The organism is Halohasta sp. A2 (assembly GCF_056175805.1).
On the sequence record NZ_JAQFWV010000004.1, the window covers coordinates 61488 to 78405 of the forward strand.

The following is a 16918-nucleotide window of genomic DNA, read 5'->3' on the forward strand; positions in this document are numbered from 1 at the left end:
TCTGTTCGTCTGGTGAGCGTACGGCTGATTCATATCATTGCTCTTTGATACTGATGTATGTATATCCATCGCCCAGAAAATTTTTTCAGTTGACATGTGGCAACAGGCAGAAGAATGTGAATCGAGCCTGGCAGTGAACGAATCGGTCGACCGATCACCCACTGGTGCGGGTCCATTTAAAAAGGATTCGCGTACGAGGCCGGTAGCTGCTGGTGTCGACTACGGTCCGTCGATGACCTCGAAGAAGTCGTACCAACCAGCCTCACGGCCCGCAAGCCAGCCGGCGGCATCCAGCGCTCCGTCGGCGAAGATGCTCCGGTCGCCAGCCCGGTGTGTCAGCGAGACCGTCTCGTTGCTGCCGCCGAACAGCACCTCATGTTCGCCAGCGACGTCGCCAGCACGGCGGGCGTGAACACCGATTTCGTTGGTCGACCGTGGAGCCTCGCCCTCGCGGCCGTGAACGCGCTCGGTGAGATCGTCTCGGACGGATTCGATGTCGGCGAGCAGCGTTTTGGCGGTCCCGCTCGGAGCGTCACGCTTGGCGTTGTGGTGCGTCTCGGTGAGTTCGATGTCCGCATCCGGCAGCGCGGCGGTCGCCTCTCGAACCGCCAGCCGGAGTGCCGCAACACCGCGCGAGAAGTTCGAGGCCTTGAGCACGGCCGTCGACTCGCTGGTCGCTCGCAGAGCCGCGAGCCCCGAATCGTCGAAGCCGGTCGTGCCAGTGACGAGTCCGACGCCAATCTCGGCGCAGGCCTGTGCGTACTCGACTGCGGATTCGGGCCCGGTGAAGTCGACGACGACATCTGGTTCGTACTCAGCGAGCAGGGCGGCAAACTCGTCGTTCGGATGGATTTCGACGCCCGAAATCGGCCCGTCGACCGGGCTGCGGTTGACTGCGAACTCGACCTCGCAGTCGGTGCGGTCGGCCGCGGCCGCCAGCACCTCACGGCCCATCCGACCCGCCGCGCCCGTGACCGCCAGCCGAACCATCAGTCCGAGACCTCCCCGGCGGGCTCGGCTTCGGAGGCCGCCGGTTCGCCATCGAGTTCGGCCAGTAGCGCAGCCAGTTCCTCGCGGTGTTCCTCAGAGAGTTCGGTGAGCGGCGAGCGAAGTCGACCGGGCGCGTAGCCGCGGATCTCCATGGCGGCTTTGACGGGAATCGGGTTCGTTTCGACGAACAGGTGTCGGGTGAGTGCGCCGAGTTCGTGGTGGAGCGCTCGTGCGAACGCGTAGTCGTCTTCGAGGGCTGCGCCGACCATCGCACACGTGCGCTCGGGTTCGACGTTGGCAACCACGCTGATCGCGCCGTGGCCACCGATCGAGCAGATCGGCAGCGTCAGCCCGTCGTCACCCGAGAGAATCGAAAACTCCTGGTCGCGGGTTCGTTCGATTACTTCGGAAATCTGATTCAGATCGCCGGAGGCGGCTTTGTAGCCCTGAATGTTCTCGTGTTCGGCGAGGCGAACCGCGGTGTCGACGGTGATGTTTTGACCGGTCCGGCTCGGGACGTTATAGACGATTTGGGGGACGTCGATCGCGTCGGCAACTGCTGCGTAATGCTGATACATCCCCTCGGGTTCGGGTTTGTTGTAGTACGGCGAAATGAGAAGCAGGGCGTCAGCCCCGGCGTCGGCGGCCTGCTGGGAGAGGTCGAGCGCTTCAGCCGTATTGTTTGAGCCAGTGCCCGCGATGACGGGGACGTCCTCGACGGCGTCGACGACAGCCTCGATGACCTCGACGTGTTCGGCGTGCGAGAGGGTGGCGCTTTCCCCGGTCGAACCGACCGGGACGAGGCCGTCGACGCCGGCGGTTTCGAGCCGCTGAGCGTCCCGTCTGAGTGTGTCGGTGTCGATACGATTGTCTTCGGTAAAGGGGGTCACCATCGCCGGAAAGACCCCGCTGAAGTCGATGGATGTCATGGATGGATTGGTGGTGTGTTGTCTTCTACTGTGGTATAGTCATCGGACGCTGCGAGGAATCGAAACACACCCGACACGGGCCGCCACGCCCGCACCGAGTTGTCAGAAAAAACGCTTCTTCGGGCGCTTCGGAGCCACTGCTGTCGACGGGCGGTCCACGATGTCGACACCAGTGGGAATCACACCGAACAGTGTGGTGCATCTGAACTTATATCCTGCGGTGCATACCGGCCGGTTCTCCGGCCACCCGATTCACGCACGTTCGTCGAGGTCGGTTTCCCTGCAGAATTATCTAATCGCAACACTGTACCACAAACTATACATCCAGTATTCCTGTAAAATCCGGCACTGCTCCGGACGAGTCGACACACCATGACGAACAGCGACCAGCCATTCCGATCAGTGGACGAGCGGTTCAAACAGCCCGTAGCCCAGCTTTCCGCGCTTGCACACGCTCTCAGATCGTGGGTCGTGGTTCGTTTTTCGGTCGACACGCGCTCGCTTGCGGCATTGCGGATTGCACTCGGGGTCATTTTGTTGGTCGACTTGCTCCACCGTTTCAGTACGATCGAGCTGTTTTACACCGACAGCGGCGTTTATCCGCTCTCGGCGTACGAACCGAGCTACTCGCAGTATACGGATCTCTCGCTCCACGCGCTGTCGGGTGAGCTCCTCTTCCAGCAGACGCTGTTCGTGGTCGCCGGCCTGTTCGCCGTCGCGTTTATTTTGGGCTACCGAACCCGGCTGGTCGGCGTCGTCTCGTTAGTGCTGTTGTTCTCGCTGCACGCGCGCAATCCCGCGCTTCTCAACGGCGGCGACCGTCTGCTTCGCGTGCTGTTGTTCGTCGCGCTCGTCACGCCGCTGGGCGAACGCTGGTCGATCGACGCGCTCCGCCGCGGCTCGGCTCGGTCGACGGTCGCCAGTTTTGGGACCGCCGCACTGCTGGTCCAGCCGCTGGTCGTGTTCACCTCGAACGCGATAATGAAACACGAGGGCGACCACTGGTATGCGGGCGAAGCGCTCAATATCGCCTTCAACAACGACGTGATGAGCATCTATCTGGGGAATATCCTGGCCGAGTATTCGACGTTGCTGTCGGCATTCACTTACATCTGGGTAGTCCTACTGGCGGGCTCGGTTGCGTTCTTGTGGCTGCCGACCGGCCGGCTCAGGTCGCTTGCCGCGCTGGGGTATATGGTCACCTTCTCGGGGATGATTGTGACCATCGATGTCGGCCTGTTTCCGCTCTGTCTGATCGCCTCGGTGATCCCGTTTCTCACCACGGCCTTTTGGAACACGCTGGCCCAACGCGTACCGGCTGACTGGCAAACTCGCCTGCCAACAGCGGCCGCTCTCGGCCCGCTGGGTCGACCACCCATCGAGCGTCGACTGCTTGACTCGCTTCGCGAGCGCGGCTACGCGTTCGCCGCCGACTACACGGTCGACTACGCCAAGTCGTTCGTGACGATTTTCGGGGTTCTCGTGCTCGTCTGGATGCTCGTGTTTTCGGGCGCAGCCGTCGCCGAATACGACCTTCCCGACGAGATCGACAACCCACATCTCGACCAACAAGACTGGGGACTCTACACTCCGGATCCGTCGGACACCTACGGCTGGTTCGTCGTTAGAGCCGATGTTGGCGACGAACGCGTGAGTGCCGACCTCCACGGCACGGCCGATGAGGTCGACCATCCGACACACGCTGAGTCGGCCTATGGCAGTTTCCGCCATCGAAAGTACATGGAGGTGGTCCACAGCTCCGGACTTTCGGATCCGGACAACTCGATCCCCAAATCGTACGCCGCGTGGGCCTGCGAGGAGGTGGCCGCAAGCCACGACCGCGAGGTCGACAGCGTCACGCTCTACTACATGGACCAACCCAGCCCGATCGACGGCGAGCGCGAGGAGCCCGACGACGAGACGGTTTTGGAACACTCCTGTCAGTAACCTCGATTGCGATCAGACGCGTCGTTCGCTAATCTCGTCGGCGATGCGCTCGCCGGGTCGACGAAGCTGGCCCGATTCGACCTCGTAGACGTAGCCCGAAACGGTCACGTCGTCCGGGATGAGTGCGGACTGCTCGAGATATGCGACCTGAGCGGCACACGCCTCGTCGATGTCGTCGGTCATTTTCACCCACTCCATGAGGTCGGCGTCGCCGATGTTTAGTTCGGGAAGCGACGGATCGAGGTCGACGGTAGCGAGATCGCCGGCCTGGTCGACCAGTCCCTCGCGAACCGCCTCGTCGGGTGCCGACATCATGCCGCAGTCGGTGTGGTTGATGACGATGATCTCGTCGGTCTCGAAGAAGTTCGTCGTCAGGGCGGCCGACCGAATCACGTCGTCGGTCACTTTGCCGCCGGCGTTGCGGAACACGTGTGCGTCGCCGGGTTCGAGACCGAGAGCCGCTTCGACGGGGATGCGTTCGTCCATACAGGCGACGACGAGCAGGTTCTTGTTTGTCGGAATGCCTTTGCGTCGGCGGCGGGCCCAGTCGTCACGGTCGTCGACCACGCTGTCGACGTGGTCGTGATGGTGGTGGTGCCCGTCTGAGTCCTCATGGTCTGCGGTGTGGTCTGTCATCACCTACACGAGGTGGTGAAACTCATTGAATCTTGACGTTCGGCGGGTCAAAAACGGGAGACGGATAATCAGATTCTCGGTGTCGCTCAGAGCACCAATCCGCTCGTATCGACGTAGAAGTACGCGATCAGCGCTGCGGCCAGCACCCACTGGCCGAGTCGGACGTCGTCGACCTCGCCGACGGCGGCTTTGATAATCGGGAAACTGATGATCCCGGCGGCCAGCCCGTCGGCGATCGAGTACGTCAGCGGCATGATCGTGATCGTCAGCGCGGCCGACACTGACCAGGCAGGGTCGGTCCAGTCGATGTCGACGACGCCTTTGAACATGATGATGCCCACCAGCACCAGCGCGATAAACGAGGCGTAGCTCGGAATCGCCGAGGCGATCGCGACGAACGGAATCATACAGACGAACAGCCCGGCGACGACGAGCGTCGTCAGCCCAGTCCGGCCGCCGGCCTGGACGCCGGTCGACGACTCGATGTACGTCGTCACCGTCGAGGTACCCAACATCGCGCCAACCGTGGTGCCGACGGCGTCGGCCATCAGCGGTTTGTCCATCTCAGGAAGTTCACCCTCGTCATCGAGGAAATCGCCGAACTGCGCGATGCCGATGAGCGTCCCCGCGGTATCGAAGAAGTCGACGAAAAAGAACGTCAGGACGACGAAGCCAAAGGTCAGTGGATCGATATCGGAGAGTCCGTCGGCGAACGCCCCGACCAGTGGCGTGATGTCGTACTGGACGTTCGTCACGGCCGCGGCGAGCCCCTGGTCTTCGACCGTCGAGAGCACCTGCTCGTCAACGAGCACGCCGCGGTCGACGACGCCAGCGAGCGTCATCGCCCAGCCAGCGATGGCCGTCGTCAGAATACCGATAACGAGTGAGCCCGTAATTCCGCGAGCCCACAGCAGGAGCGTCAGGACGACGCCCGCGAGCCCGAGCAGCGTCACCGGGTTCGAGCCGACCGAGCCGAGTGTAACCAGTGTATCTTCGTTGGCGACGACGACCTGGAGCTCTTGCAGACCAATAAATAACAGAAAAACACCGATACCGGCACCGACCGAGAACTTGACCGGTTCGGGAAACAGATTGATGATGTACTCGCGTGCGCCGACGGCGGTCAAGAGAATGAAGATAACACCCTCGACGAAGACGGCCGCCAGTGCGGTTTGCCATGGAATACCTAAACCAAGAACGACCGTGTAGGCGAAAAACGCGTTCAGCCCAAGACCGGGTGCCAGCCCGAACGGGCGGTTGGCGTACAGACCCATGACCGCCATGGCGACGACCGAGGCGAGAATCGTCGAAATCGCGATCATCTGGAAGACCTCGGCGTCGCTGTAGCCTTCGATCTGGATCGCCGCCGAGAGGATGTCCGGGTTGACGACGATGATGTAGGCCATCGAGAGAAACGTCGTCACTCCCGCGATCAGTTCTGTACGAACGTCAGTGTCGTGTTCGTGTAAGCCGAAAAAGTCTTGTAGCGCCATTAGTCGTGTGTACAGCTTAGCGAGAATGTCTACTTACCTATTGCTATCTCTCGATAGAAATGAGAGACGTGTATCACATTATATAGTCGAAACGTTGGCAGTCGACCGACCAACGCCGAATGTTTCTCAAGAAATCGAGATTTGGCACGCATTCACAATCCCCGTGACAGTTACTGTCTCACGATTTGTGCACGCGCTGTGCCAACCCGCCATCAATTGATACGCGCTCGTCTGTAACTGGCTCTGATGACTGATTTCGACCTGCTGTTCGACGCTGTCGACCTCGGTGCGCTCACGCTTGATTCTCGACTCGGGCTGGCACCGATGACCCGAACCTCGGCGACTGTCGACGGGCTGGCAACCGCCGAGATGGCGCGCTACTACGCGAAGTTCGCCGAGGGTGGCTTTTCGCTGATTCTCACCGAAGGCACCTACCCCGACCCGCGCGGACAGGGCTACGACAACCAACCGGGGCTCGCAACTGACGCGCAGGCCGCTTCGTGGCAACGGGTGACCGACGCCGTCCACGAGGCAGGTGGGGCGATCATTGCACAGTTCATGGACGCCGGCCCGTTGGTGCAGTCCGCGGTCGGTGAGCCCGTCGGGCCCTCACCGGTCACCCCGAAAGGCGAACAGCTCCCGATCTACGGTGGCGAGGGATCGTTCGAGACGCCCCGGGAACTGTCGACCGACGAGCTCGTCGAGATCCGCGAGTCGTTCGTCGCGGCGGCCGAACGCGCCGTCGAAGCCGGCTTCGATGGGGCCGAACTTCACGGTGCGAACGGCTATCTGCTGGATACGTTCCTCTCGCGGCATCTCAACGACCGTACCGACGAGTACGGTGGTTCGCCCGCGGCCCGCGCTCAGTTTCCAAAGGAGGTTCTCGACGCCGTCCTTGCGGCCACGCCCGAGTCGTTCGTCGTCGGCATCCGCCTTTCGCAGACGAAAGTCAACGACGACGACCACCACTGGACCGCCGCCGAGGCCGAAACGTACCTGTCGACGCTCGACGGCGGCGACTACGTCCACGTCACCAACCCCGATATCACGACACCCGCGTTCGACGAGACGGACCAGACGCTCGCCGAACTGGCCGTCGAGTACGCCGATACGCGAGTTATCGCCAACGGTGGGCTCGGCGATCCGGTCGACGCTCGCGGGGCCATCGAATCCGGGGCGGATCTGGTGACACTGGGGACGAGCGCGCTGGCGAACCCCGATTGGCCCGCTCGCGTCTCTTCGGGCGAGCCGCTGGCCGTCTTCGACTTCGAGGCGATGTTGCTCCCGGAGGCAACCATCAAGAGCAGCGAACTCCCGGCCGACGACTAGCTTCTCGGCGATCTATCGCTCAGTAGCTGCTGGTCGACCCGCCTCATGGTGAGAGGAATGAACTACAAACGTCTGGAGCCCTTCGTTGGAGTATGGAGTTACTCAAATCCATCACCAAACACGAGCGCACCGTCCGCCTCGTGTCGACTGTCGGGCTGGCAGTTATCGCGGTTCAATCATTTATAAAGGGCAACCGGAAGCGTGGGCTGCTGGCGGCCGGCGGGGCGGTCACCGTCGGCGTAGTCACGCCAACACTTGATTCGACGCCGGTTGATCTGGAGCGCGTGGTCGACGTGACAATCGATTCCGATGATGACGACTTAGTGTGTTCAGTCTGCGACGAGCCAATTGTTCCGGGTCAGTCGCGTCGACCGAACGCGGTCGACGAACCGGTTCACGAGGCGTGTCTGTAGCGGAACGAAATGGATTCCCCAAGCGCCTTCGTAGAACGTCGTAGCGTTCGACATCTGCTTCAGGCTATCGCAGCGTTACGATACTAGAGAGGGTACTATTCGTTCGTGTGCTCGGCGTCTACCGTGCCTGATTCGAACGACTCCCATTCTGTTGCTGTTCCGAGAATATCCATCAGGGACTCGACGACAGAATGCAATTCCTGAATCTGCCGCTGCTGGTGGGACACAGTTCGTTCGAGTTCGTTGACGTTCGAGTCGGCCTCCTGTCGCTTCTTTTTGGACTGCTGGAGCTTTTGAGAGAGTTCCCCAACAGCTTCAGAGAGATGCGAAATATCTTCTTCGGCCGCAAGCCCGTTCTCACCCGGGTTCTGCAGCACGTTCCGATGGGCCTGGATCGCCTCAGCGACGCTTGCACTCCCACTGGGGAGATCTATTGTCAGTGGACTGGACGCGGCGCCTGTATCCACTTCGGTGTCGGTCCGACCACTGTGCTGTCGGGGTTCTTCATTCGTCTTCTCTGCTCTATCACTACTCATACCGTCAATTTGTACGTTGTCGATAATAAATCATCGTCAGACACAATCGATACCGATTACATTTTTCAGTAGGGCATGTCGACTCACTCTGCGGCTGGTATACACAACGGGTAGAATGAGGATGCCGCCTCCCCGATTTGAACTCACTCGCACGGTCGCTCCGCGCTGCGTGCTCGCTGCTCAAATCGGGTCGGGAGGATTTTCACTGCTCAGCGAACTCAGTCGCGTTGCTCTCTCGTGGGTTCGGAGGAAAATGCCGCCTCCCCGATTTGAACGGGGGACAGCTCGATCTTCAGTCGAGTGCTCTCCCAGGCTGAGCTAAGGCGGCGCGCATTCGAACCGAGGGTCATGGCAGTAAAAAGGATTTCGAAGACGGCGCGGCGACAGGCAACCGAGATAGTCGACCTCACCCCCATTCACGCCGGACTCCCATACCGCTCACTCCCCGTCGACCGCTGTATTCACCAACCGAAAGACCACATCGCCCCCGGCGCGTTCGATCACGACCGACTCGATGAGCGCCCCTTTGTGGTCTCCAGTCCCGGCAAACGTCGCTGGCGCGCGGAACTCCGCCTCACCGCCCAGTTCGCCGAACGACTGTCGACCGCCGTCGACGAAAGAGAGGCTGATTCGCTCGAACGTTGGCGGCTCGCTTTCGAACTCTGCTGGCGTGACGGTCACCGCCGAACCCTCGAAGACGGTGGCGTACGACCCCGGCTCGCAGTCGGGCTCGGGGTTCGTGACCGTAATGTCGCTTGTTTCCTCGGTGATCGAGTCGACCACGCGGCCGGGCGAGCCGAACCACGCCTGCCCGTCGACCGGTGGGTCCCACTGTTTGAACGAGCCGTCGACGAAGCGCAGGCGCACGTCGTCGGGGCGCGTGTGGCGAACCGAATCGCAGTCGAACGCCAGCTCGTCGAACACACAGGGCCCCTCGCGGACGACGGTTTCCGAGAGGTCCCACGCGCGGACAGTCACATCCTCAATGGGGCCGTGAAACGTGTCGACCGTTCCAGCTACCCCCGGCGAGAGTCGGCCGTCGCCACTGAAGCCGAACTCGGTGACACCACTATACTTACCTGGAAACAACACCGACGTGCCGTCAGCAAACCGGAGTTTTACGTAGTCGTAGGTTTCGGCGTCGACGCGGACGTAGTAACAGTCGAGACTGATTGCTGGATCGAACATGTGGAGGTGTCCTCGGGCCCGCGCCGGATGAGTGGCCAGCGAGCCAGGGTTGATACTCTATTGGGTGCCAGCCTGGTAGCCGTTGTGCTCAGTTGCTGGTCGATGCTCCGGGTGGTTGTTTTTCCGGTCGACTCGGTTATTTATATACGGTTCGGGCCGGGTCGAACCTCAGTCGCAGCAAAGCAGCTCCCTGGTTCGGTTCACCCTCCCCGAAACAGATTTGTGACTCACCGTTCGGTTCGTCACAAAATCTGATGGGCTCGGGCGGAGTCGAACCACCGATCTCAGCCTTGTAAAGGCCGCGTCATAACCACTAGACCACGAGCCCGCATCCGACTAAACTTCCCGCGGCCGAATAACGTTTTCCTTCCGACTCGGCCAACCGTCGACGCTGTCGGGTGTCGTATCCCCCGGTCTTGCTCGCAGATCGATCTCTGGGAAACTGTCCGCTAATGGGTTTGCGAACCGGAACCCAGAGACGGTGACCTCCTCCGTCGGAACCCATTTACCGATACCGCTGTTGGTGTCGACGATGGCGTCTGTACCCCGATGGCTGGTGATCGGTATCGTTCTCAGTATGCTCGCCGTTGGTGGCGCACTGGCAGCCGATCTCGGCGTGTTTTCGCAGGGCGACTACGCGTGGACTACCGTCACCGCCGTCGACAGCGAGACGAACGACGAACTCGCCACCGTCGACGTCCGAATCGCCGATACGCACGAAAAGCGGATCACGGGTCTCAGTGACACCGACTCGCTGGGTCCGAACGAGGGAATGCTGTTCGTCCACGACTCAGACGCCACTCGAAGCTACGTAATGCGGGATATGGCGTTCCCCATTGACATCGTGTATATAAACGCCGACCGTGAGATCACGACGATCCACCACGCCGAAACCGAATCCGACCAGTCGGATCTCACACCGTACAGAGGCTCCGGGCAGTACGTGCTCGAACTCCCGTACGAGTACACGACCGACAACGGAATCGAGGAAGGCGATCGGATCGAGATTCCTGATCAGTACCGCTAACACCAGCGTCACTTGCTCCGTCGGTACTCGGTCGACTCCCCGGGTGATAAACCACAGAGAAGTGCCATGGCTTTCGTCGACCGTCTCTCGTGAGAACCCTCACAAACGGATTAGTTCTCGAATCGACAAAATACTGCCACAACAGCAACCGTCGACGAGTGTTCCACGTTCAGGTACCGTCAAACCGGCAGACCCGATGCCAGTTAATGTAGTAAAGATAATAATTTTATGGAGAATGTCACATCAAAAAGAATATTAACAATGGATTTGACACAATACTATGGCTGAACCGTTGGACGGGCTAGATATTTCAGAGGGGGACGAAACGCAGCTTCGGGGCATAACCGCCCCGGATGAGGGCGACGACTACATCACCTCATACTACAACATTCTCAAAGCGGTCGAACAGAACACGGTGTACTTTCGCGAGGATGCAGCCGACCTTCCCGACTCCCCATACGATTCACTTGTCGGGATCGCTCCATCGACCACGGATGAAACAAACCGCGAGACGGTCCATATCTACGATGGCTCGGCGTGGGTCGACACGTTCGAATCAGTCGAAGATTTGGCTGATGGCCTCCAAGAAACGATAGACGACAACGAGGCCGACATCGAGGAGATCTTTGCAGATATCGGCGATGTCGGCGATACAAATCTTCAAACTCAGATTGGCGATAACGACGACGAGATCAGTGCAATCACTAGCGATATCGGATCCGTTCCCGACGACACCAATCTCCAAGACCAGGTCGACACGAACAAAATCGGTATCAGTAACAACTCCAGTGATATCGGTAACGTTCCTTGGGGAACTGACCTGCAAACCCAAGTCGACACCAACGCCGACGATATCAGCGACAACGCGAGCGATATCGGATCTGTTCCCGACGACACCAATCTCCAAGACCAGGTCGATGTTCTCGGAGGTGATCTCGACGATCTCGAAGATGATGTTGGAGACGTTGGACAATACGATCCCGATCTGGCCACACAGATCGATAATCTCGATGGTGGTATTACTGATCTCGAAGGTGATCTCGACGCTCTCGAAGATGATGTTGGAGACGTTGGACAATACGGCCCCGATCTGGCCACACAGATCGATAATCTCGATGGTGATATTACTGATCTCGAAGGTGATCTCGACGCTCTCGAAGATGATGTCGGAGACGTTGGACTATACGACCCCGATCTGGCCACACAGATCGTCAATCTCGAAAATGACATCGATGGTTTTGATGGAGTTTCTGGCCTCAAATCCGGCACAGAATATATAGAAAGAGTCCAAGCAGAGGATCTAGATGAAGATATGCACGACGGGAGAAATGGCTACATAACGTATGACTTGGTAGAAGAAACGTTTGACTTCGATTCTACAATACATTAGTATACGCTACCATTGAAACTCAGCCATGGACAAGCATCGAACACTATTATGGCGGTGTGATCACGACTAACATAAACTCGAGCGGTACTGTCACTGGTTTCTTTATTATGAACTGGGAGTCGGAAGTTAAAGTTTCGATTTCATACATGTACTATTGAAGTTAACATAAATAGGAACGTACGTGGTGTCAGTAAACTCGGCAGTATATAAATGAAAAACAATAATCACGTGAAATACACTTATGTGTAGATTTACAGACGATTCTTGGGAGGCAGGTGAAGGCAGCTATCAAACCGTCAAAAGGTTCATCGCGTATGGTGATGATAGATAAGTGTACACACAGGATCTGAAGGATTTCAATACAGTAATATCCGTCACACTACTTTCGGCTTCGCGGGAAAATGGGTTGGACGACCTTGGGACCGGTTGCTGGACGTAACGGATAGAGCTAATTCCCGCATCCAAACCACCCTACTCGGCGATTACTCCGGGTTACAATACTAAGAAACGAACTGTCCCGTGTTGCAATGATCGACTAACAGCGACTTTCAGCGTCGACACTGATTGGTTGGCTGCCGCCCACAACGAGCCGATCATCGACCCGCTGGAACCGCTCGATTGCGTCGAACCACACATCGCTGATCACCACTTTCGATACCCCGTCGACCCACTGAGATCACTCTGTAGAACTCACGCCTCGATAGTCGAAACGACCGCCTGAAACACCGAAATCGCGCGTTTAGCCTCCGCGCCATCCTCGACAAACACGAGCGTCCGCGGTGGGTCGGCCGCTTTCGGTCGAACCCGAAACCCCGTGTCGGCGGCCGACTCGGCCGCAGTGTCGGGAGCGACCCCGAACTCGATGCGGGCGCGGTCGGGCTGGACGAACACGCTCGTGAGGATCGTCCGCTCGGCGTCGGCGTCGACCGTCGCCTTCCCGCGCGGGCCGACCGTGATGGCGTCGGGCTCGGAGACGTGCGCAACGCGGTAGGCGAGCGCGCCGTCGGCTGTCGGTTCGACATCGGGGCTGGCGTCGACCACTACCACGGAAGCGAGTCGATCGCGGTCGCCGGTGAGCTCCGAGGCGAGCAGTTGAGCGATCCGGGTGCCATCGCGGAGTCGATCCTGTACCATACAGGTGGTCTGTTCGCCGCGCGTTAATCGCCTTCGAGTTCCGCACGGACCGTCTCGACGACACCCGTACAGTCGACGCCGTTGCGTCGGGCGACGAGCACGGCGGCCGTTTCGAGCGTTACTCCGAGTCGGCGCTGGGTGTCGTTGGTCGAGGCCACTGCCTCCTGTTTGGACAACCCACCGGCCTCCATCAGCGCCAACAGCTGTTCGAACGTCGACTGCTCGCGCAGAATGTCGGTGCTCGGGGTGAACCCCTCGGGGATTTCAACGGCGTCGACATCGAACGTCGGCCGGAGGTCGCCGTCGGGGTCGTCGGTCGAAAGCAGTCCGCGACCGACCGCGACGTCGATCAACCGTTTGGCTTGGTCGGGCGAGAACCATTCGCGGTCGAGCGAGAGCGCGACGACGAACTCGCCTTCACCCAGCGATCGAGTTCCCTGCTGGCGGAAGGGAACGGCGACGGCGATCTGGAGACTCATACCGAGAAAATCGTCGACAGGGAACTAAAGCTTCCGACGTTCGTCCCGAGACAGACTACCGATCACGAACGGCCGCGAGATCGGCGTGCGTGTTGATGTTGTCGAACACCGTCGGTCCGACGTGGGCGTCGACGACGCGTTCGTCGACGACCAGCGGGTCAAGCCGCGAGACGAACGCGTCGAGTCGGTCTACCCCTGTTGCCTCGGCTTCGCGGCAGGCAGCCCTGGCCGCGCGAACGTGGACAACCGCTGGCAACGGCTGGATTTGGCCGTCGAACCGGGCGACAGCACCGGTCCGGGTTCGCGCCCGGGAGAAGAGAAAATCGAGAAAGGCCGCCGGAACTGACGGCATGTCACAGGCGACCACGGCCGCATACGTCGACGTCGTCTCGGCAAGCGCCGTTCGGAGACCAACCAGTGGCCCTCGGTCGGGAACCGGATCGACCGCGAACCGGACTGCGAACTCCTCAAGCGCTGCAGCGAACGCCTCGCGCTGGTCGCGCCGGCAGTTGACGACGAGTTCGTCGACCGCTGGCGCGAGCGAACTCACGACGTGCCACAGCAGTGGCTTGTCATCGAGTGGCGCAAGCGCCTTGTCGACGGTCGGAAACCGTGTCGACTGACCGCCGGCGAGCACGATGCCCGCGCGGCCCGTGTCGATGGTTCGGTGGTGCGAGATGGGGTCTGTGGTGGCTGAGTTGTCATCCATTGGCAGCAGGGCGGTGTCGGAACGGTGAATCGTTCATGCGAGTCCCAAAGACACTGTTGGTACCTGTATGACCATACGTATACTAACTGTGTTAAAAACATTGTTTCTGTTCTCTATTCAGCCTACTACTAATCATCTATGTTGAAATTTCGTTTACAAGGAACTGGATACCAATTCGAAGAGTGTGGTGCTGCGGAACACGATGCAGGTTCCCGACATCAACTCGTGTGCGGTGGTGACACGCGTCGACAGCTTCGGGGCTTCGACGGTCTTAAGCGACCCTGGTGCTAATCTGTGTGGGATGAGTGACCCGGCTTTGGACGTGGTCGAATTCGTTCTGACGACCCATCTGTACAACGAAACGCGGTCGTTGGACGAAAACGATCTTCCGCCTCGGTTCAGACAGGTGTTTTGGACCGAGAACCGTTCGTCCGACGAGACCGAACAGACCGTGACAGCCGAGCCACAGCCGCCAGGTGGTATCGAGCGGCCGTTGCGAGCCACCGAGTCGGTGATTCGCACCGCGACGGGCGTCGACCGGCCCTGGGAAGCCGTCTCCAGTCTGCTGTTCACCCAGCAGGACGAGTTCTCCGGCGAGACCACGCTGACCCAGCCCGAGATGGCGATCGAGTGGTATCTCGACCGGGCTGACGCCGAGCGAATCAGCACGAATCCGACAATCGTGTCGGCTGTCGAAGACAAACCGTCGGTCGATGTGAGCTACGAGGAGGCTCGCGAGAACAACCGACCGATTCAGGCCGACCGTGTGTGGATCGATGCGCTCCTGTCGCAGTACTTCGACGATGATGACGACGCCGAGATGCTCGATCTCGTCTCTGTCCGCGCACCGGAAGAAATCGAGATGCAGCTCGACGATCTCGTGTTGACCGGCGATCAGGAAGGCGAGATCCTCAAGATCGTCAAGGCGATCGAACACCGCGAGTATCTCGCTTCGATCGGACTCAGAGAGATCGGTAAACTGCTGTTCGTCGGCCCACCTGGAACTGGCAAAACGACTATCTCACGCGCGTTGGCGCACGAACTCGGCTTGCCGTTCGTCGAGGTCAAGCTTTCGATGATTACGAGCCAGTATCTCGGCGAAACAGCGAAAAATGTCGAAAAGACGTTCGAGGTCGCAAAGCGCCTGTCGCCGTGTATCCTCTTTATCGACGAGTTCGACTCGGTTGCCAAAACCCGCCGGTCGGACGAACACGCCGCGCTCAAACGCGCAGTCAACACCCTGCTGAAGTCGATCGACGACATCTCGCTGATCCGCGACGAAGTCCTTTTGATCGGCGCGACCAACCATCCAGACCAGCTCGACGCGGCGGCCTGGCGGCGGTTCGACGAGATCGTCAACTTCCCGAAACCCGACCGCGGAATGCGCGCGGACATTCTGGAAGTCGTCACCCGACGGATGGAGATCGCCGACTTCGATCCTGACGAAGTCGCCAGCCAGACCGAGGGGCTGACCGGCAGCGACCTCCGGATGGTGCTCCGCGAGGCGGTTCTCGAAGCGCTGACCGAAGAACGGATGACGCTGACCCAAGCCGACCTGCTCGATGCGGTCGCGGACTTCGAAGAGCGAGACAATCTCAAGAACATGGATATGATCGACGGCGACGGAGCGACACTCACCGGCAGTGGGAGCGGTCACGATCATGAACATGATCACGAGCATGACCACGATCACAATCATGACGGCCGCAACGGCCACGAGGAATCGACCGGCGATGCAGCCTCGAAAGGTGACGAACAAACCGTCGACGCCAAGCCACAGGACCAGGCCCACTGAGATGAGCCACCCACGGCAACGACGATGCTAGTCACGCTATTAGGGACGGGCGATACGACGGGTACCCCGACAGTCGGCTGTGAGTGTGAAACCTGTCAGCGCGCCCGAGAGCAGGGCATCGAACGGAGCCGGTTTTCGGTCCACATCGAAAACGAACGCACCGACGAATCGATACTCATTGATTTGAGCCCGGACTTTCGCCACCAGTTTCTCGACGCAGGCGTCGACCTCCCGGATGCGGCGGTTATCTCCCACATCCATTTCGACCACATCGACGGGTTAGGAAATGCCTACCGGGTGTTCGATTCGCTACCGGTGTACGCCGCAAACGAGGTCGACCCCGCAACTGGCGAGTCGGTCGCCGAAACCATCCGTGAAAAGTACCATTATCTCGACACGGTATCGGTCCACGACGTCACGCCGTTCGAATCAGTCGAAGTCTGTGGGCTCGAACTCACGCTCGTTCCGGTCGACCACCCGCCGCTACTGTGTTATGGGCTGGTTGTCGAAGATCCCGAGACGGGCGCGAAACTCTCGCTGTCGGGCGACACCAGCTACGACGTTCCGACCGAGTCCCGAAAGCGACTCGCCGACCCGGATCTGTTTTTAGTCGACGGTATCGTTCCCGCCTCGCTGTGTGAGTATCATCCAATCGGTGGCAAAGACCACGACGCCGGGGGGATTCCACGGACGTTCGGCACCAAACATATGACCCGTGAAGGCGCACTCTCGATGGCGGAAGCGCTCGATGCAGGGATGACACGGGTGGTCCACACGGCCCATTTTTATCCCGCGGACGAAGCTTTCGACGAACCACTGGCGGTCGACGGCGAACGCTACCGACTCACCGCGAGCGGCGTCACACGGCTCGATACGGAGCCACCGCGCCACCGGTAGGAAACGCCTACTCTCAGTAGCCTCTT

Annotated in this window: 16 protein-coding genes and 2 tRNA genes; 7 read left to right on the forward strand and 11 right to left on the reverse strand. The window is 59.7% G+C overall.

Annotated elements, in window-relative coordinates:
- Window positions 1–219: 219 nt before the first annotated feature.
- Both dapB and dapA read right to left on the reverse strand, forming a co-directional pair.
- Complete coding sequence (gene dapB, locus O2S87_RS02560) at window positions 220–990, reverse strand: 4-hydroxy-tetrahydrodipicolinate reductase (protein WP_475407238.1); 771 nt, start codon at window positions 988–990, stop codon at window positions 220–222.
- Window positions 990–1919 (reverse strand): 4-hydroxy-tetrahydrodipicolinate synthase, encoded by a 930-nt coding sequence (gene dapA / locus O2S87_RS02565; protein WP_475407239.1) that lies wholly within the window; start codon window positions 1917–1919, stop codon window positions 990–992. Before dapA ends, dapB begins: the two co-directional genes overlap by 1 nt.
- A gap of 372 nt (window positions 1920–2291) precedes the next feature.
- Here dapA and O2S87_RS02570 point away from each other — a divergent pair, with 372 nt between their 5' ends.
- The gene (locus O2S87_RS02570) at window positions 2292–3866 is read left to right on the forward strand and encodes an HTTM domain-containing protein (RefSeq protein WP_475407240.1); all 1575 of its coding nucleotides are present in this window, start codon (window positions 2292–2294) and stop codon (window positions 3864–3866) included.
- Between the two features lie 12 nt (window positions 3867–3878).
- On the opposite strand, the gene O2S87_RS02575 is transcribed toward O2S87_RS02570, so the two are convergent.
- A complete protein-coding gene (locus O2S87_RS02575; protein ID WP_475407241.1) occupies window positions 3879–4502 on the reverse strand; it encodes a beta-class carbonic anhydrase in 624 nt (207 codons plus the stop codon).
- An 86-nt stretch (window positions 4503–4588) separates the two neighbouring features.
- On the reverse strand, window positions 4589–5995 hold the full coding sequence (locus O2S87_RS02580; protein WP_475407242.1) for an NCS2 family permease: 1407 nt from the start codon (window positions 5993–5995) through the stop codon (window positions 4589–4591).
- A gap of 246 nt (window positions 5996–6241) precedes the next feature.
- Here O2S87_RS02580 and O2S87_RS02585 point away from each other — a divergent pair, with 246 nt between their 5' ends.
- Both O2S87_RS02585 and O2S87_RS02590 read left to right on the forward strand, forming a co-directional pair.
- Window positions 6242–7324: an oxidoreductase gene (locus O2S87_RS02585; protein WP_475407243.1), complete on the forward strand. Its 1083-nt coding sequence runs from the start codon at window positions 6242–6244 to the stop codon at window positions 7322–7324.
- A 92-nt stretch (window positions 7325–7416) separates the two neighbouring features.
- Entirely contained in the window at window positions 7417–7737 is a 321-nt protein-coding gene (locus O2S87_RS02590; protein WP_475407244.1) for a hypothetical protein, read from the forward strand.
- Between the two features lie 95 nt (window positions 7738–7832).
- On the opposite strand, the gene O2S87_RS02595 is transcribed toward O2S87_RS02590, so the two are convergent.
- The 4 genes from O2S87_RS02595 to O2S87_RS02610 all read right to left on the reverse strand — a co-directional run bounded on the left by O2S87_RS02595 (window position 7833) and on the right by O2S87_RS02610 (window position 9789).
- Window positions 7833–8273 carry a hypothetical protein gene (locus O2S87_RS02595; protein ID WP_475407245.1) on the reverse strand — a complete coding sequence of 147 codons (441 nt, stop codon included), beginning with the start codon at window positions 8271–8273 and terminating at the stop codon, window positions 7833–7835.
- 254 nt (window positions 8274–8527) lie between these two features.
- Window positions 8528–8601, reverse strand: a tRNA-Phe gene (locus tag O2S87_RS02600).
- 110 nt (window positions 8602–8711) lie between these two features.
- On the reverse strand, window positions 8712–9461 hold the full coding sequence (locus O2S87_RS02605) for a hypothetical protein (RefSeq protein WP_475407246.1): 750 nt from the start codon (window positions 9459–9461) through the stop codon (window positions 8712–8714).
- Between the two features lie 255 nt (window positions 9462–9716).
- Window positions 9717–9789 (reverse strand) — tRNA-Val (locus O2S87_RS02610).
- A 204-nt stretch (window positions 9790–9993) separates the two neighbouring features.
- Here O2S87_RS02610 and O2S87_RS02615 point away from each other — a divergent pair.
- Window positions 9994–10488, forward strand: coding sequence for a DUF192 domain-containing protein (locus O2S87_RS02615; protein WP_475407247.1), 495 nt, complete (start codon window positions 9994–9996; stop codon window positions 10486–10488).
- A gap of 280 nt (window positions 10489–10768) precedes the next feature.
- Window positions 10769–11878: a hypothetical protein gene (locus tag O2S87_RS02620; RefSeq protein ID WP_475407248.1), complete on the forward strand. Its 1110-nt coding sequence runs from the start codon at window positions 10769–10771 to the stop codon at window positions 11876–11878.
- 690 nt (window positions 11879–12568) lie between these two features.
- Here the strand turns inward: O2S87_RS02620 and O2S87_RS02625 are convergent.
- From O2S87_RS02625 to mobA, 3 genes are read right to left on the reverse strand one after another with little or no spacing between them, the layout of a single operon-like run.
- Window positions 12569–13012, reverse strand: coding sequence for a DUF7993 family protein (locus tag O2S87_RS02625; RefSeq protein WP_475407249.1), 444 nt, complete (start codon window positions 13010–13012; stop codon window positions 12569–12571).
- Between the two features lie 23 nt (window positions 13013–13035).
- Window positions 13036–13491, reverse strand: a complete 456-nt coding sequence (locus O2S87_RS02630; protein ID WP_475407250.1) for a DUF2240 family protein — start codon at window positions 13489–13491, stop codon at window positions 13036–13038.
- A 55-nt stretch (window positions 13492–13546) separates the two neighbouring features.
- Complete coding sequence (mobA, locus tag O2S87_RS02635; protein ID WP_475407251.1) at window positions 13547–14200, reverse strand: molybdenum cofactor guanylyltransferase; 654 nt, start codon at window positions 14198–14200, stop codon at window positions 13547–13549.
- A gap of 301 nt (window positions 14201–14501) precedes the next feature.
- On the opposite strand from mobA, the gene O2S87_RS02640 reads away from it, so the two are divergent.
- Complete coding sequence (locus tag O2S87_RS02640) at window positions 14502–15995, forward strand: ATP-binding protein (protein WP_475407252.1); 1494 nt, start codon at window positions 14502–14504, stop codon at window positions 15993–15995.
- A 24-nt stretch (window positions 15996–16019) separates the two neighbouring features.
- The gene (locus tag O2S87_RS02645) at window positions 16020–16892 is read left to right on the forward strand and encodes an MBL fold metallo-hydrolase (RefSeq protein ID WP_475407253.1); all 873 of its coding nucleotides are present in this window, start codon (window positions 16020–16022) and stop codon (window positions 16890–16892) included.
- Window positions 16893–16918: the final 26 nt, after the last annotated feature.

What these genes read in the sequence shown, in the direction of transcription:
- dapB (WP_475407238.1), bottom strand. Translation starts at nt 990, where the DNA reads ATGGTTCGGCTGGCGGTCACGGGCGCGGCGGGTCGGATGGGCCGTGAG.
- dapA (WP_475407239.1), bottom strand. Translation starts at nt 1,919, where the DNA reads ATGACATCCATCGACTTCAGCGGGGTCTTTCCGGCGATGGTGACCCCC.
- O2S87_RS02570 (WP_475407240.1), top strand. Translation starts at nt 2,292, where the DNA reads ATGACGAACAGCGACCAGCCATTCCGATCAGTGGACGAGCGGTTCAAA.
- O2S87_RS02575 (WP_475407241.1), bottom strand. Translation starts at nt 4,502, where the DNA reads ATGACAGACCACACCGCAGACCATGAGGACTCAGACGGGCACCACCAC.
- O2S87_RS02580 (WP_475407242.1), bottom strand. Translation starts at nt 5,995, where the DNA reads ATGGCGCTACAAGACTTTTTCGGCTTACACGAACACGACACTGACGTT.
- O2S87_RS02585 (WP_475407243.1), top strand. Translation starts at nt 6,242, where the DNA reads ATGACTGATTTCGACCTGCTGTTCGACGCTGTCGACCTCGGTGCGCTC.
- O2S87_RS02590 (WP_475407244.1), top strand. Translation starts at nt 7,417, where the DNA reads ATGGAGTTACTCAAATCCATCACCAAACACGAGCGCACCGTCCGCCTC.
- O2S87_RS02595 (WP_475407245.1), bottom strand. Translation starts at nt 8,273, where the DNA reads ATGAGTAGTGATAGAGCAGAGAAGACGAATGAAGAACCCCGACAGCAC.
- O2S87_RS02605 (WP_475407246.1), bottom strand. Translation starts at nt 9,461, where the DNA reads ATGTTCGATCCAGCAATCAGTCTCGACTGTTACTACGTCCGCGTCGAC.
- O2S87_RS02615 (WP_475407247.1), top strand. Translation starts at nt 9,994, where the DNA reads ATGGCGTCTGTACCCCGATGGCTGGTGATCGGTATCGTTCTCAGTATG.
- O2S87_RS02620 (WP_475407248.1), top strand. Translation starts at nt 10,769, where the DNA reads ATGGCTGAACCGTTGGACGGGCTAGATATTTCAGAGGGGGACGAAACG.
- O2S87_RS02625 (WP_475407249.1), bottom strand. Translation starts at nt 13,012, where the DNA reads ATGGTACAGGATCGACTCCGCGATGGCACCCGGATCGCTCAACTGCTC.
- O2S87_RS02630 (WP_475407250.1), bottom strand. Translation starts at nt 13,491, where the DNA reads ATGAGTCTCCAGATCGCCGTCGCCGTTCCCTTCCGCCAGCAGGGAACT.
- mobA (WP_475407251.1), bottom strand. Translation starts at nt 14,200, where the DNA reads ATGGATGACAACTCAGCCACCACAGACCCCATCTCGCACCACCGAACC.
- O2S87_RS02640 (WP_475407252.1), top strand. Translation starts at nt 14,502, where the DNA reads ATGAGTGACCCGGCTTTGGACGTGGTCGAATTCGTTCTGACGACCCAT.
- O2S87_RS02645 (WP_475407253.1), top strand. Translation starts at nt 16,020, where the DNA reads ATGCTAGTCACGCTATTAGGGACGGGCGATACGACGGGTACCCCGACA.